Below are 13,145 nucleotides of genomic sequence, written 5' to 3'. Positions count from 1 at the left end.
GCGTGGACAGGCCGGTGAGAATTCAGCGACGATGCCTGGGCGCGAGAAGCGGAATCAGCGCCGGAGGCATCTCTTGCCACGCCTGCGTGCCCGCTGGTGCCGCGCACCACCCCGGCACCAGCGGGTAGAGGCCCTCGACGGCCCGAGCGGCGAACCCGGTCCTGCCGGTCGGGCTACGGGGGTCACGCCGCGCCGCGGCCGTCACCCGGCCGAGCGCTGCGGAATCCCTACGGGTGCGCTTGCGGCCTTTCCGAGTCCGGGAACTCATAGCAATCGACTCTAGACAGTTCCTGCGTGGACACGCCGGTGATCGCGAAGCGTGTTGCGTCAGCAAACTGTTCCGCTCCCCTGGAAGTGGAACGACGACACCACACCCGACGAACCACAGCCGGCGATCGGCAACCAGGGCGAACCGGGACAGCGTACGTTCCCGAAGCCTTTCCACCTAACATGTTCCGAAAGGCCCGTACGCCGACCTCCGCGAACAAGGAAGCAGCCTCGGCGGAATCACGAGCAGGACCGGCATCGCGAAGACATCACTGCACCGCTACCTTGCGCCCGCGAAGGAACAGCAGCAGTGAAAGCGCCCCTTCACCGGGAAGGGTCATCGATGGTCGGTTCGGTCGCGCGTGGATGCTTCGCGTGACGGCGTCTGGCGGGGTTCGGATTCTTCTCGCGTGTCGCGTGTCTGGGAGTCCGGGTCGATCTTGTCCGCGCGTTCGAACTCCTGCTTCAGCTCGTCGCGGGAGGTGACGGCTTCGCCGCGGTGAGCCGCTGCTCGTTCTTGCAGGCCCGCCGCCTGCGCTGCCCTGACATCGGCCTCGGCCCGAGCCGCTCGGGCCTTGGCCGCGGTCTCCTCGGCGAGCGCTTCACGCTGGCCGACCTCGTGGGACTGTTCGGTTGCCTTCTCGCGGATGCCCGCGGCTTCGACGCGGCGGTGTTCCTTACGTTTGTTCAAGACCAGCCAGGTGAGCGCGGCGACGATCAGAATTGCCGCAATCACGACAACAACGATGACGACGATCGTGGTGGTGGTCATGTCGACCTCCTCAAAGGTTGAGCGTGGTCCCATGTGGTTGGCACCGGTGTCGGGAATGGGGTCGGTCGATCGCGACCGCGTGCCCGGGCACCGATGTTGTCAGCGGCTGGGTTGGGGCACATGGCAGTTGGTCACCTTGGGATTGACCCCGGCATAGTTCAGTGGCCCCGCCAACACGGTCACCGCGATGGTCCCGACACCCGCGCAGTTCTGTTCGGCGTGGGTGATGTATCCGCGCTGCCCGGCGGCGATCGCGCCGATGATCAGCCATACCAGCACCAGCAGTGTCAGCCACCGCATCACCGGCCTCCTGGAGTCGATGAATGAACCAAGACCGGCCGTCAGAAGTAGTGGCGTCGCCCGCCGACAGCGCGCCCCATCGACCCCAACAGCAGTAGCACCAGACCGATGATGAGGACCACGATCCCGATGGCCCAGAGGATCTGGATTTTCAGCAGGAAACCGACGACGAGAAGAATGATTCCGAGAATGATCATGGTCGATACCTGGTTTCGGTGGCGAAGTGACGGGCTGTGCGGGTGGGCCACCCCGTTGGTTGCGTGTGGCGTCAGTGTTTGAAGGCGTCCTTCATCTTTGCTCCGGCCTGCTTGGTATTGCCCTTGGCCTGATCGATACGACCCTCGGTCCGCAGGCGAGTGTTGCCGGTGCCCCGGCCGACCAGTTTCTTGGCGACGCCCTTGGCGGCTTCGGCCTTGTGCGCGATCTTCTTACTGATGCTCATGATGGTGGTCCCTTTCGCGTGTGCCGTCGCCACGGATGCGGCGGACATCTATTGCGGGTGGCGTCAGCCGCGCCCCGAGTGCGGGTTGCCGGCGGCGTGGCGGTCCCTGGATCGGTGGCCGAATCCGAAAAGGCGGAATCGGTCGCGACGCGCAGCACCGTCGGCTCCGGTATCGCGGGCATCTCGCGTGTCGTCGAGGTGGGGCTGCCGGTCAGCGCGGTCGGCGCGGTCCCGGCTCGCCGCGGTGGTCTCGCGGCGCGACACCTCGAGTTCGCTGCGCGCGGTACGGCCGCGGCGGGCGGTTCGCCGGGCACCGGCCAACAGCAGGCTCAGCCCGACCAGTCCGGCCGCGCCGACCACGATGCCGTAGAGAAACAACACGCCGGTCGAGCCGGTCACGTGGTAGCCGAACACGGCGAAATTGTCGGTCAATGCGTAGTTCACACCCCCGTTGGCCAGCACCCCCGCGAGCCCGACCATGACGGCCGCGACCAGAACGACAAGCCCGATGATGACGGTCACTGTGCTACCCACCAGATCTACGCTGTAATGCTCACTCAACCACCGCAAACCCACTGAGTCAACAATGTAGAGCTACACTTTATGGCTGCCGGATTTGCACCGACGGCAGCGCCAACTCAGCACCGAAGCAGGGATGCACTGACACGACTTCGAGGAATCACCGAAGGCGATTTCGAAAGCTGACACATCCCCGAACTGGGAATTGAGCGATCAGACACCCGAGCCGACCCGGCCCCGTATCTACCGCCAGCAGGGAAGGCGGGGCTAGGCTGACAGCACGGCGCAGCCGCACAACGGACACCTTTCGGACCCTTCGACAACCCCCGCCATCGGGTGGGTTCTCGGGACAACGGCCCCGGCCCGACAGTAGCCGGCCTCGGGACCGTGCTGCGCACCCCGCAGACCGCCCATCGCACCCCCGGCGGAGCTTTTCACCACCACGGATACGGGGCGAGCACCATGCCTGACAACAATCCGTCCTCAACGTCGGCCGGCGCATCGCCGTCGGCGTCGTCTGACAACTCGTCCTCGATAGCGGGCCGACTGGCCCAGAACAGCATCTTCGAACGCTTCGCCCGCGCCGGCTTCGTTGTCAGTGGCATCGTGCACCTGATCATCGGCTACATCGCCATCCGGATCGCCCTCGGCGGCGCAACCGGCACCGCCGACCAATCCGGAGCCATGACCGAACTCGCCTCCAAGCCCGGCGGCGTCCTCGCCCTGTGGGTGGGCGTCGTCGCGTTCGTACTGATGGCGCTGTGGCGGCTCGCCGAAGCCGCACTCGGCAGCGCGTCCAAACCCCAAGCCGACAACAAGAAATCCGAAACGATCGATCGCGTCAAGGCGTTCTGTCTGGCAGTGGTCTACTTCGCATTCGCATTCTCCGCATTCGGATTCGCCCGCGGCAGCGGCAAGTCCAGCAGCGGCCAGAGCGCAGGAATCACCGCCCGCATGATGCAAACCACGGCCGGCACGATCGCCCTCATCGCAGGCGCGCTGATCATCATCGCGATCGGCGGCTACCACATCTACAAAGGAGCCAGCCAGAACTTCCTCCAAGACCTCGAGGGCACCACCAGTGACCTGGTACGACGGCTGGGCACGGTCGGATACATCGCGAAGGGGCTGGCCATCGCCGCCATCGGGTTACTGGTAATACTCGCCGTCAACCAATCCGAACCCGACAAAGCCGCCGGCCTCGACGGCGCCTTCAAAACTCTCGGGGCCCAACCCTACGGAGCAGCGCTCCTCATCACGGCCGGCCTGGGCATCATCACCTATGGCCTCTACAGCTTCGCCATGGCCCGATACACCAAGATGTAGGGGTCCCGGAGCAATCTTGCGAAAAACAACGACAATGGCTTGACCAGCGGTGATGTCGGGATTCCGGTTCGGGCTGCGGGGCATTGTGATTGGTGCTTGGCTTGGCTGCCGATGAGGTTGGTCGGTGTGCTGGAGGTCGGGTTTCGTGGCGATGCAGGTGTTTGCGGACGAGGAGTTGGTGCGTCTGCGGGAGTTTCCGGATGTCAGCCGCGAGGAGTTGTTCCGGTTCTTCACGCTCACCCCTGCCGATATCGCGTTCCTCACGCCTGGCCGCGGGTGTGGTCCGGCAGAGCGGCTCGGCCTTTCGGTGGCGTTGTGCACGTTGCCGTGGAGTGAAACCCCGCCTTCTCACACGCATGGCGCTCGTGCCGAGGAAAACAAACGATCGTTCACGAGACATGTTGGGTGTCCAGCGATTCCCGCAGGTCAGGTGTCGCCGAATTTGTAACGGTTGCCGTGTACGCGCCAACGACAACCTGTCGGGGGTCCGCAATACACTCCCGGGCCATGCGCATCGGCTACGGACGGGTCTCCACCCGCGACCAACACCCCGAAGCCCAGCACGACGCACTCACCGCCGCCGGATGCGAACAGATCTTCATCGACAAGGCCTCCGGCAAACTCGCCTCCCGCCCCGAGCTGAGCAAGGCGCTGCTGGTCGCCAACCGGCCCAAAGACCAACTGGTGGTCACCAAGCTCGACCGGCTCGGCCGCTCCCTCGAGCACCTGATCGAGCTGTCCAAGACTCTCCAGGACCGGCGCGTGGACCTGGTGGTGCTCGACCAGGGCATCGACACCTCCACCGCAGTCGGCCGCATGTTCTTCCAAATCCTCGGCGCGATAGCCGAATTCGAGCACGCGCTGATGTCCGAGCGCACTCGCGACGGGCTCGCCGCCGCCCGCGCCCGCGGACGCACCGGCGGCCAGAAACCCAAACTCGGCCCCCGCCAGGTCCAACTGGCCCGGCAGATGTACGACGAACTCGACGAACACGGCAAGCGGCGCTACACCGTGAGCCAGATCGCCGCCGAGTTCGGCGTCACCCGCCCCACGATCTACCGCCACCTCAGCAAGCCAACCCCATAGCATCGCCGCTCCCACCAGCGGCTACGTGAACTTCGTTGGATTTTCGGCGATTACTACCGGGACCCCAAAGCTTCAGTACCGCCATGAAACCCAGCAGCCGGATGGTGGTCTTCGGGACTCCCGCATATCCGACCGATGTCCGAAGGGGACAGACACCGGCCTCAACGATCAGATCCTGTCATCGGCCACCGACAACACACCATCGCTGCTGGTCAAGCCATATGTGTTGTTTTTGCGCCGAAACTACTGGAACCCCATCACCCCAGTCTGCCCCTCCCGCACCGGTTCGCGGACACGTTCGAGCGTTCCTCTGCGGTTCAGTCCGCCGAGCGTCGGATTCAGCGAGAACCCACGGGCGCGAACAGCACTCGCGGTTCCAGGTCGAGCCGGGTGGCCGGTGCCTGCTCGGGCGGGGTCAGGTTGAGGACGAGGTCGCCCATGCGGCGGATGGTGTGCTGAATATACGGGGTGATCGTGGCCAGATCGTCGCGATCGATGGGGTAGCCCTCGGCGGCGAGCCGGTTGGCGGCGTCGGTGATGTCCAGGGCGGTGGAGTAGATCGCGCAGTTGGCGACCAGCTCGTTGAACTTCACCACCCGTTCCTGGTGGTCGGGGTCGTTGTGGCCGATCAGCCGGCCGCCGATCATCAGCCAGTCGGCGAAGCCGTGGAATGCCTCGGCCTTGTTGGTGACCGCGGTGATCTGCTCACGCAGCGCGGGTTCGGACAGGTACCGCAGCAGCGTGATGGTGCGGATCACCCGTCCCAGCTCACGGAATGCCCGGTAGAGGCGGTTCTTGTGGGAGTGGTTGCCCAGGCGCCGCAGCAATGTCACCGACGACACCCGGCCTTCCCGGATCGAGATCGACGTCCGGAGCAAGTCCGCCCAGTGGCGTTCGATGAGTCCCCAGTCGATGGCGTTCTCGCCGAACAGGCTGTCGATGTGCTGGTAGCGGGTGCCCATGTCGGGGCGGTAGAAGATCAGATCGTGCCAGTTGCGGATCCGGGGCAGCAGCTCGAACCCAAGGAGCGCGGCGACTCCGAACACTGGCAGTGACTGGCCTTGGGTATCGGCGTGGACCGTGTCCGGCTGCACGTCGGAGCTGTTTTTCAGCAGGCCGTCGATGATGTAGACGGCTTCCCACGCCCCGCAGGGCACGAAGTGGGAGAACAGGGCGATGTAGGAGTCGGAGACGAACCGCATCGCCAGCCCGCCGTAGCCGCCGTAGCGGACGTGGGATTCGGCGAGCAGGTTGTTCTCCCACGTGTCGACCTGCGAGCCGTCCACCGCGACGATCTGCCCGTCGCCCCACACCCCCGCCACATCGAGCCGCGTGAACTCGTTGATCACGTCCGCTGAACACCTGTGGACCCGGTCCGCGGTGGTGTGCTTGTTGCCCGCGGTGTACAGCTCGTGCGCCGACACCTTGCCCCGCATGTGCCGGGCGACCTCCGCCGCACCCAGGTTGGCGCCGTAGGCGTAGGCGGTGAGCACGTACCGTCCCAGCGCGTCCCCCCGGATCTTCGGGTCCGACCCCGACGCCGGACCCAGGTGCCGGTGCCATCCGGTCAGATACGCAGCCCGGGTGAGGATATCGAGCAGGCTGCGTTCGGGAATCCGCTGATGAATCGCGGCCTCCAACGCCAGCGCCGACGGACGCCGGTCGGTGCCCTTGCGCCGTTTGAGCATTGGCCGGCCGTCTTCGAGGACGAGATCGGTATTGGCGGGATACCCGGCATCCACCGTCGCGGCGGTCGTGGCCAGCTGGTGGCGGTAGAACGCCACCAACTCACCGGCCTCAACAGGGATGCCGGCCTGCTCGCAGAACTGGGCAGCCAGCGGTGCGCACTCCTCCCAGCTCATCAGCTGAGCGTTCAGGTCGGCGTAAGAGTCCGAGCCGGTCACCGCGATATCGCCGGACCGAAGCTCGGCAGCCAGATACGAGAACACGCACACCTCCAGGTGCCGGCGGGCCAGCATCCCGGGATGGTCCTTGTGCCGCAATATCTTCCGCCATGCCACCGACGCGAACGCGTCAACATCGATCCGGACCGCCACCTGCTCACCCTCGCGGGTGTGCGCGATGGTCTCGGCGATCCAGTCGCTTCGCCTGTCCCTGGCCGCACGGATGAATTCGACCGCGTCCAGGACGCTGTGGTCGGCGGTGGTCGATGTCAGATCCAGGGAATCGACGAGCGTGAACAACGCGGAGCGGTGCGACCGGTAGAAGCTCTCCAGCAGCGCCTGGTAGTTGTTGCCGTGATACGCCGACACCGCCTCGTGCGCAGCCGACAGCTGCTCCACACCACCCGCGGCTTCGAGGGTCTTCAACACCATCCGACCAGCACGCTCGGCGACCCCACCGGCCAAGCTGTCACCCGCCGCTACCGGCTCGCCGTCCTCGGCGGGACCGGTCGCTTCCCTCGCGGCCGCGAGAACGTCCCCGAAGACGCCGATCAGGCGTTCGGACTCGGCGCGGTGGGCTTCGCGCAGTTCCTCCAGGCGTTCGCGGCCTTTCTTGTGCAGGGCGGCGATGCGTTTACAGAACATGGTGACGACCTCGTCGCGGGCCTCGATCCGCTGCTGATGCAGCAGGCTTATCAACAGCGTGACCTGCTTGGCGTCACCGGTTTTACGCATGTCGTCGACATCGGCGACGCGCGCCTCACCGGCGAAATGGGCGACCTTGCCCGGCGGCACCCCATCGAGCCAACGCTCCGTCGAGCCGATCGCGTCCAATGCCCGCAAATGCTCGAGGCGAGCCTTGAACTTCGCCAAGGATGGCGCCTGCGCCGGTGCCTTGATCCGGTCGAATTCGCTTCGGCGCGTGGCGGGATCCACGACCAGCATCAGCGCCAGCCTCGCCGTCTGCGCCCGGTCCGGCCGCGCCGAGACCATCGCGAAGAACTGACCGTTCACCTCGGTCCGGATGCTGGCGGCCATCGCGTCCAGGGTGGTGTAGCCGGGCAGTTCGCACCGCTGCCGGACCAGCTCCTCCAACGCCACGTTGATCAGGTCGGCGGGGTTGTCCTTCGTCTGCGCCGCGGCCCGGATCGCCTGCTCGGCGACCTCCCGCACCCGGCTGGCCTCGTACTTCACACCCAAGTGGTCCCGCACGAACTGCCTGTGCCGCTTCGCTGTTCGATCAGCATCGGTCTGCGCGGCCACCTCGTCGGCCAACCCGATCGCAGTACGTACGTGGTCGACCACAACTCCGGGGATATCGTCGAGCTTTGCGAAGTAGCCCAGCCGCTGATAGCACTTCAGCCGCACCAGCAACGCCAACAGATGCGACTCGGTTTGCGTCTTGCCCTGTGCCCAGGTCACTTCATCGGGTGCCGGCGTGAACGACTCGGCCAGTTCCCGCCCCGACACCGCGCGCTTGAACCGCGGGTAGGCGGTGCGATCGATCGACGCCAACCCGACACCCCACCAGAATCACGAAATAACCAGCCCACCATAGCTATCGGCGCTACAAGCCTCCACCGATATGCTTGACCAGCGCCGATACATCAGCGCGGCCCCTTTCTGGCGTATTCGGGTCCCACCCCGGATACGCGCGTGTCTCCACTCGCGGGCAGAAAGTCGACTCTCAGATCGATGCACTCGCCACAGCGGGGTGCGAACGGATCTGGGTGGACAAGGCGTCGGGCAAGTTGGCGCGGCGCTCGGAGTGGGACAAATGCTTCGACCATCTGCGCCGCGGTGATGAATTGGGCATAACTCGGCTCCCGCGCCCGTTCCGGTCGGTGCGGCATATGACCGAACTCGCCGCGCAGCTGGAGGAGCGCGGTATAGATCTGGTGGTGCTGAAACAGGGAATCGACACCACCATCCCGGCGGGGCGGTTCCTATTCCACGTCATCGCTGCTATGGACGACCTCATCAGCGAGGGCATCCTGGAAGGACTCGAATCCGCCCGCGCTCGCGGCCGCGTCGGTGGGCGGCCGGCGGCGTTGATCGAGTTGCAGGCGCTCAGGCGCGCCAGATGTACGACGTGACCGACGAACGCGGCAAGCGCCGCTGCACCGTCGTCCAGATTGCCGAAACCTTCGGTGTGTCAAGCAAAAGCATCTACCGTACTCGATGCTGGATGTGCCCGATCTCGATACGGCGAACCGGTGCGCGGTGGTGACCCGTAAGGGCGGCGCGCGGGAGGTCATCGCGTGGCAGACTGCCACCACGCGGTTGCTGCCGCGGATGCTGGCCGGCCGCAAATCTGGGCCACTGTTCCTGACCGACCGCAAGGCCCGCCCGTCGGTGGCCACCAACGACATCGACCCGGGGACAGGGCGTGCGCGGTTGTCGTACCGGCGGGCGGCCGAGCTGTTCGAGGCCCACACCGCCGGCTACACCGGAGGCCCCTACACGCTGCATCAGCTGCGTCATTCCCGGCTCATCAAGCCGCGGAGGACGGCGCGTCGACCCCGGTGCTGATGAAGCTGTCGGGGCATACCGCGGTGCGCAGCCTCGCGAAGTACGCGAGGGTGTCCGACGACGGGCTACGGCGCTATCGGGCCGACAGCGACCCTGGCGCGCGGCGGCGGCCCGGTGCGGGTTTTCCGCAGTAGACTGCGAGATCCGTTCAGAGCCCGTCGTATTCGGATTGCCCGGGGCCGGCGCGTGGGGTGGGGTCCAACGGTCGGCGGTTTCGCCGGACAGGAAGGAAGATGGTTTGGCGTCCGACCTCGACGGCGTTGTCGGCGAACCGTTCGTAGTAGTGGCCGATCAGGGTCAAATCGACCGTGGCGGTGACCTGGTGTTCGCGGAGGGAGTCCAGCACGGGGGCGGCGCTGGTGGCGATCGCGACAGTGTCCGCGCCCATGCGGGAGACAAGCGGCCGCATCGGCTCGGGAACCATGGACTCGCAGAGGTCTACCGGGTCCACTGGTCGACCAACACCGCCAGGCGGGCGTCCCGCTGAGCCGGCCGCAGACGTCCACCGCGGTCCAGGGTCGCCAGGCCGTGCAGGGCGCTCCAGCCGACCTCGGTGAAGGTCTCCGGATCGTGCTCGCCCGCGAACGGTGAGAAGGCGGCGAACATGACGGCGAACGCGTCCCGCAGCGGCTGCGAGGCATTCTCGCCGAACGTGAGGTTCACCTTCATCAGGAACATCGCGTCGTAGAGCGCGGGCCGCGCGGTCGCGAAGTCGAGGTAGGACCGCGCCACCGCCGCCAACGCTGCGCGCGGCTCGCCGCCCGCGGACTCCAACGCCGCGCGGCTCCACGCGGCCATCTCCGCGATGCCTTCCTCGGCGACCGCCGTGACGATCTCGTCCTTGCCCGCGAAGTGCGAATACAGCACGGGCTGGCTGTATTCGATCCGTTCCGCCAGCCTGCGCACAGTCACTGCGTCCCAGCCCTGCGACTCGGCCAGCTCCCGAGCGGTGTCGATGATCAGCCGGTGCCGTTCGGCGCGTTCCCGTTCTCGTCGCGTCTGGGTCGTCATAGGTTGAGTATAGCATCGCTTGGTAATCTAGTGTTACTAGATCTGGCGCCATACTCGCCAAAGCGCCGCTAGACATTGGAGCGTCCTCATGGTCCGCACCCGCCTCGCCACCGGCTTGTCGGTGCTGGGAGCCGCATTCATCCTCTACATCGGCATCGAATACCTGCTTGCGCCGTCCACCCGGGGCAACACCCCTAACGCCCGTAACCGGGCACACTATCGCCAATCACGACCGGCATGAATTCACCAGCACAGCAACAAGATTCAACCTGTCCGCTAGCGTGACTTTTCTCGCGAATGCTCCTTTTGATCGCAATTTCATCGGATGCAAGATTGCGGCTGGAGTTGTTGCACTGACGTTCGGGCTCAGGCTGGCCGCCAAGGCGCACCACCCCGAGGGGCGGCCACAACCCGGGAGACCATCCAGTCCTCGGAGACCGGGCCAGAACTGCCGCCGCCACCCCTACCGGAGCCCACGCATGCGAGACAGCAATTTCCGTTCCCGACCCAGCAGTTCCTACCGGGCTGCCACCCCCTCCAACCCGGCTGCTGAGCGATGTCGTATTGACGTTGACTGACTGGTCAGTCATTGTCAATGTATGGTGAAGGCAGTTGACCGGGTTCAGCGGCGGGAGGACATCCTGGGCGCTGCGGTGCGAGTGTTCGCGTGTAAGGGGTTCGCCGCCTCGCGCGTGGAGGATGTCGCGGCCGAGGCAGGCATCGCCAAGGGCAGCGTCTACCTCTACTTCGACAGCCGCGATGCCCTACTGGCGGGCGTGTTCGAAAGCTACCGGGCCCGCTCGGACGCTGTGCTGGCGACGGTGGGAGAAGGGCCGGCGCTGGAGCGTCTGGCGCGACTGGTGGGTGGGGTGGTCGACATGCTCGCCGCGCACCGCGATCATGCCCGCGTCTTGCTGGATGTGTGGGCGTCGGCGCCATCGCTGGACATGGCCGCGGTCTACCGCCAGTATCGAGAGGCGATCTCGGAGTTGCTGCGCCAGGCGTGGGCCGAGGGCGAGTTGCGGCCCGACGTCAGCGAACACCACGCCACACTGATCGTCGCCGCGATCGAGGGCTGCCTGCTGCAGTGGCTGGCCGACGATCGGATGCCCCTCACCGAACTGGCGACACCGATCATCGAGCTGACCGTTGAGGGGATCCGCGCGTGAATCTCGTCGACCGTGCCATCGCCCCCGGCGCGACCCGGCAGGAAGTCCTGGCCGGGTTCGGTGCCGCCCTCGTCGGCGCCGGGCTCGCCCTGTCGCTCGCGCTGGACGCACACCTGCCTGCGCTGCCTGTGGCCGTCGTGGCGGTCGTGGCCTTCGACCTGTTCGGCGGGGCGGTCGTCAACGCCACCGACGCGGCAAAGCGGTGGTACCACAGACCGGGGCGCACCGCTTGGCACCACCTGACCTTCGTCGCCCTGCACGTCCAGCCCTACCTGCTGGCCTGGACGGTGCCCGGGGTCACCTGGACCGCCGCCGCCGCGATCCACGGTTCAGCCCTGGTCGGAGCCGTACTGGTGACTGTCGCCCCGGCACCGGTGCGGCGGCCGGTCGCCTTCGCCGTCACCGCGTTCGCCCTGACGTTGACCACCAGCTTGGTCACCCTTCCGCCCGAACTCGGCTGGTTTGCCCCGCTGCTGCTCGTCAAGCTCCTGCTGGCTCACCTACTTCCGGAAGTGGCCTCCCGGTGACCCAACACCTCCACGTCAGTCTGCGATCTCGACTGCCACACCCAACGCACGGCGGCTGGTGCGCACCCCGACCGACAACGGGGTGCGGGTGGAATTCGTGAAGGAGTCGCTGGTCATGTCCGGCCAGCACTATCACATCGATAGCGCTGAGGCAGCTGTGGAGCATTTCGAGCAATCGTTGGCGGAGGTGTATCCGGCGACCGCACCGTGTGGTCCTTGTCTCGGACGATCAACACCGGCTGCACCGCATAGCCCGCAGAGGCCATGGAGCCGATGATCCTTGGGCAGTCGGCCGTCGCCGTGCGGCAAGCTCTGGCGGAAGACGATCGTGTTCGGACGGCCTGTGGAGTCGAGGCATCCATTCTCCGGACCAAGGATGAAATAGGCGGTCTTCATCCGCGACACTCTGCGAGATCCAGGCTCGTGATGAACGCACGCAGGTGCCGGTCGACCTCTTCGGGTTTCTTGATCGAACTCAGATGCCCTGCGCCGGGAATGATTACGAGCTGTGCACCCGAAATGCTCGCGGCAGCACGGGTTTTGTGCCGAAGAGGGATGAATCGATCGTCATCGCCCGCAACCACTAACACGGGAGTGGTCCCGAGCGTGGCCAACCCTGCGCTGTGGTCGCACAGGGCGGTGTCGGCGATCAATGCCAGCAGACTCATGGTTCGCAAGGATGTGACGAGTCGGCGCGCGCGGTCGATGTGCGCGATCCGTGTACGCGGACCGGTGCCCACCTGGCTGCTCGAGTCGTGTGTCGTGTGTCGTCGCTCGCTGGTATCGGTGAGCAGCCGGCGCAGCGGAGGTACCACCCACCAGAGCGCTCGGACCAATACGCGGGTCGCGAAACCGGGCAGCCGCAACGCGATTTCGCCCCATCGGGAGGGGACGGTGTCCAACAATGCGACGCCCACGATGCGAGTGCCGAACAGTTCGGGTCGATGCGCAGCCAAGGCACATACCGCCATACCTCCCAACGAATGCGCGACCAGGACCACCGGTCGATCGGGCGCGACGGAGTCGATGATCGCGGCGATGTCGAGGCCGAGTTGGTCGACGGTAGCGCAGTCGATCGGGGATTCGTCTGAGCGGCCGTGACCGCGATGGTCGAACAGGACAATCGTGCCCAGATCCGCGAGTGTCTTGCGCTGCCGACTCCAGTAGACAAGTGCAGTGTTGATCCCGCTCACCAAGATGATGACTCGCCTGGCGTCGCGATCGCCGTCGAGCTCGACATGCAGTCCGGTGCCATCGTCGGCGAGCACCCGGGTTTCGTTCACGCCCCCA

Annotated in this window: 19 protein-coding genes; 9 read left to right on the top strand and 10 right to left on the bottom strand. The window is 65.9% G+C overall.

The window, feature by feature from the left end:
- Window positions 1–22: 22 nt before the first annotated feature.
- From OH799_RS06130 to OH799_RS06105, 6 genes are all read right to left on the bottom strand, one after another.
- The gene (locus OH799_RS06130; protein ID WP_406276587.1) at window positions 23–268 is read right to left on the bottom strand and encodes a hypothetical protein; all 246 of its coding nucleotides are present in this window, start codon (window positions 266–268) and stop codon (window positions 23–25) included.
- Window positions 269–604: 336 nt separating this feature from the next.
- Window positions 605–1,039 (bottom strand): hypothetical protein, encoded by a 435-nt coding sequence (locus OH799_RS06125; protein ID WP_406276585.1) that lies wholly within the window; start codon window positions 1,037–1,039, stop codon window positions 605–607.
- Between the two features lie 99 nt (window positions 1,040–1,138).
- Window positions 1,139–1,339, bottom strand: coding sequence for a hypothetical protein (locus OH799_RS06120; protein ID WP_406276583.1), 201 nt, complete (start codon window positions 1,337–1,339; stop codon window positions 1,139–1,141).
- A gap of 41 nt (window positions 1,340–1,380) precedes the next feature.
- A complete protein-coding gene (locus OH799_RS06115) occupies window positions 1,381–1,536 on the bottom strand; it encodes a DUF6131 family protein (RefSeq protein ID WP_357273585.1) in 156 nt (51 codons plus the stop codon).
- A gap of 71 nt (window positions 1,537–1,607) precedes the next feature.
- Window positions 1,608–1,781 (bottom strand): CsbD family protein, encoded by a 174-nt coding sequence (locus tag OH799_RS06110; RefSeq protein ID WP_357273583.1) that lies wholly within the window; start codon window positions 1,779–1,781, stop codon window positions 1,608–1,610.
- A 63-nt stretch (window positions 1,782–1,844) separates the two neighbouring features.
- Window positions 1,845–2,315: a hypothetical protein gene (locus OH799_RS06105; RefSeq protein WP_406276580.1), complete on the bottom strand. Its 471-nt coding sequence runs from the start codon at window positions 2,313–2,315 to the stop codon at window positions 1,845–1,847.
- A 447-nt stretch (window positions 2,316–2,762) separates the two neighbouring features.
- On the opposite strand from OH799_RS06105, the gene OH799_RS06100 reads away from it, so the two are divergent.
- From OH799_RS06100 to OH799_RS06090, 3 genes are all read left to right on the top strand, one after another.
- The gene (locus tag OH799_RS06100; protein WP_406276578.1) at window positions 2,763–3,626 is read left to right on the top strand and encodes a DUF1206 domain-containing protein; all 864 of its coding nucleotides are present in this window, start codon (window positions 2,763–2,765) and stop codon (window positions 3,624–3,626) included.
- Window positions 3,627–3,771: 145 nt separating this feature from the next.
- Window positions 3,772–4,074 (top strand): DUF4158 domain-containing protein, encoded by a 303-nt coding sequence (locus tag OH799_RS06095; protein WP_406276576.1) that lies wholly within the window; start codon window positions 3,772–3,774, stop codon window positions 4,072–4,074.
- Between the two features lie 59 nt (window positions 4,075–4,133).
- Window positions 4,134–4,712, top strand: a complete 579-nt coding sequence (locus OH799_RS06090) for a recombinase family protein (RefSeq protein ID WP_406276574.1) — start codon at window positions 4,134–4,136, stop codon at window positions 4,710–4,712.
- A 338-nt stretch (window positions 4,713–5,050) separates the two neighbouring features.
- On the opposite strand, the gene OH799_RS06085 is transcribed toward OH799_RS06090, so the two are convergent.
- Complete coding sequence (locus OH799_RS06085) at window positions 5,051–8,131, bottom strand: Tn3 family transposase (protein ID WP_406276572.1); 3,081 nt, start codon at window positions 8,129–8,131, stop codon at window positions 5,051–5,053.
- Between the two features lie 74 nt (window positions 8,132–8,205).
- Between OH799_RS06085 and OH799_RS06080 the strand changes: the two genes are divergently transcribed.
- The 3 genes from OH799_RS06080 (at window position 8,206) to OH799_RS06070 (ending at window position 9,282) form a co-directional block, all read left to right on the top strand.
- The gene (locus tag OH799_RS06080; protein ID WP_406276570.1) at window positions 8,206–8,712 is read left to right on the top strand and encodes a recombinase family protein; all 507 of its coding nucleotides are present in this window, start codon (window positions 8,206–8,208) and stop codon (window positions 8,710–8,712) included.
- A gap of 85 nt (window positions 8,713–8,797) precedes the next feature.
- A complete protein-coding gene (locus tag OH799_RS06075; RefSeq protein ID WP_406276568.1) occupies window positions 8,798–9,148 on the top strand; it encodes a hypothetical protein in 351 nt (116 codons plus the stop codon).
- On the top strand, window positions 9,148–9,282 hold the full coding sequence (locus OH799_RS06070; RefSeq protein ID WP_406276566.1) for a hypothetical protein: 135 nt from the start codon (window positions 9,148–9,150) through the stop codon (window positions 9,280–9,282). The genes OH799_RS06075 and OH799_RS06070 overlap by 1 nt, the downstream gene beginning before the upstream one ends.
- Window positions 9,283–9,296: 14 nt before the next feature.
- Here the strand turns inward: OH799_RS06070 and OH799_RS06065 are convergent, their stop codons facing one another.
- Together OH799_RS06065 and OH799_RS06060 are read right to left on the bottom strand one after the other, a co-directional pair.
- Entirely contained in the window at window positions 9,297–9,557 is a 261-nt protein-coding gene (locus OH799_RS06065; protein ID WP_406282967.1) for a hypothetical protein, read from the bottom strand.
- 29 nt (window positions 9,558–9,586) lie between these two features.
- Window positions 9,587–10,159, bottom strand: coding sequence for a TetR/AcrR family transcriptional regulator (locus tag OH799_RS06060; protein ID WP_406276564.1), 573 nt, complete (start codon window positions 10,157–10,159; stop codon window positions 9,587–9,589).
- A gap of 88 nt (window positions 10,160–10,247) precedes the next feature.
- Between OH799_RS06060 and OH799_RS06055 the strand changes: the two genes are divergently transcribed.
- The 3 genes from OH799_RS06055 (at window position 10,248) to OH799_RS06045 (ending at window position 11,855) form a co-directional block, all read left to right on the top strand.
- Entirely contained in the window at window positions 10,248–10,400 is a 153-nt protein-coding gene (locus tag OH799_RS06055) for a hypothetical protein (protein WP_406276562.1), read from the top strand.
- Window positions 10,401–10,758: 358 nt separating this feature from the next.
- On the top strand, window positions 10,759–11,328 hold the full coding sequence (locus tag OH799_RS06050) for a TetR/AcrR family transcriptional regulator (protein ID WP_406276560.1): 570 nt from the start codon (window positions 10,759–10,761) through the stop codon (window positions 11,326–11,328).
- Complete coding sequence (locus tag OH799_RS06045; protein ID WP_406276558.1) at window positions 11,325–11,855, top strand: hypothetical protein; 531 nt, start codon at window positions 11,325–11,327, stop codon at window positions 11,853–11,855. The genes OH799_RS06050 and OH799_RS06045 overlap by 4 nt, the downstream gene beginning before the upstream one ends.
- A gap of 392 nt (window positions 11,856–12,247) precedes the next feature.
- On the opposite strand, the gene OH799_RS06040 is transcribed toward OH799_RS06045, so the two are convergent.
- Window positions 12,248–13,138, bottom strand: a complete 891-nt coding sequence (locus OH799_RS06040) for an alpha/beta fold hydrolase (protein WP_406276556.1) — start codon at window positions 13,136–13,138, stop codon at window positions 12,248–12,250.
- Window positions 13,139–13,145: the final 7 nt, after the last annotated feature.

The sequence above is a fragment of the Nocardia sp. NBC_00881 genome (genome assembly GCF_045207455.1).
Lineage (GTDB): Bacteria > Actinomycetota > Actinomycetes > Mycobacteriales > Mycobacteriaceae > Nocardia.
The sequence above is the reverse complement of the archived record's forward strand: the minus strand, read 5'-3'. Positions and strand labels throughout refer to the sequence as shown.

Excerpts from the sequence above, each read along its gene's own strand:
- OH799_RS06090 (WP_406276574.1), top strand. The coding sequence starts at position 4,134 with ATGCGCATCGGCTACGGACGGGTCTCCACCCGCGACCAACACCCCGAA.
- OH799_RS06060 (WP_406276564.1), bottom strand. The coding sequence starts at position 10,159 with ATGACGACCCAGACGCGACGAGAACGGGAACGCGCCGAACGGCACCGG.
- OH799_RS06130 (WP_406276587.1), bottom strand. The coding sequence starts at position 268 with ATGAGTTCCCGGACTCGGAAAGGCCGCAAGCGCACCCGTAGGGATTCC.
- OH799_RS06120 (WP_406276583.1), bottom strand. The coding sequence starts at position 1,339 with ATGCGGTGGCTGACACTGCTGGTGCTGGTATGGCTGATCATCGGCGCG.
- OH799_RS06070 (WP_406276566.1), top strand. The coding sequence starts at position 9,148 with ATGAAGCTGTCGGGGCATACCGCGGTGCGCAGCCTCGCGAAGTACGCG.
- OH799_RS06125 (WP_406276585.1), bottom strand. The coding sequence starts at position 1,039 with ATGACCACCACCACGATCGTCGTCATCGTTGTTGTCGTGATTGCGGCA.
- OH799_RS06065 (WP_406282967.1), bottom strand. The coding sequence starts at position 9,557 with ATGCGGCCGCTTGTCTCCCGCATGGGCGCGGACACTGTCGCGATCGCC.
- OH799_RS06115 (WP_357273585.1), bottom strand. The coding sequence starts at position 1,536 with ATGATCATTCTCGGAATCATTCTTCTCGTCGTCGGTTTCCTGCTGAAA.
- OH799_RS06055 (WP_406276562.1), top strand. The coding sequence starts at position 10,248 with ATGGTCCGCACCCGCCTCGCCACCGGCTTGTCGGTGCTGGGAGCCGCA.
- OH799_RS06100 (WP_406276578.1), top strand. The coding sequence starts at position 2,763 with ATGCCTGACAACAATCCGTCCTCAACGTCGGCCGGCGCATCGCCGTCG.
- OH799_RS06075 (WP_406276568.1), top strand. The coding sequence starts at position 8,798 with ATGCTGGATGTGCCCGATCTCGATACGGCGAACCGGTGCGCGGTGGTG.
- OH799_RS06050 (WP_406276560.1), top strand. The coding sequence starts at position 10,759 with ATGGTGAAGGCAGTTGACCGGGTTCAGCGGCGGGAGGACATCCTGGGC.
- OH799_RS06110 (WP_357273583.1), bottom strand. The coding sequence starts at position 1,781 with ATGAGCATCAGTAAGAAGATCGCGCACAAGGCCGAAGCCGCCAAGGGC.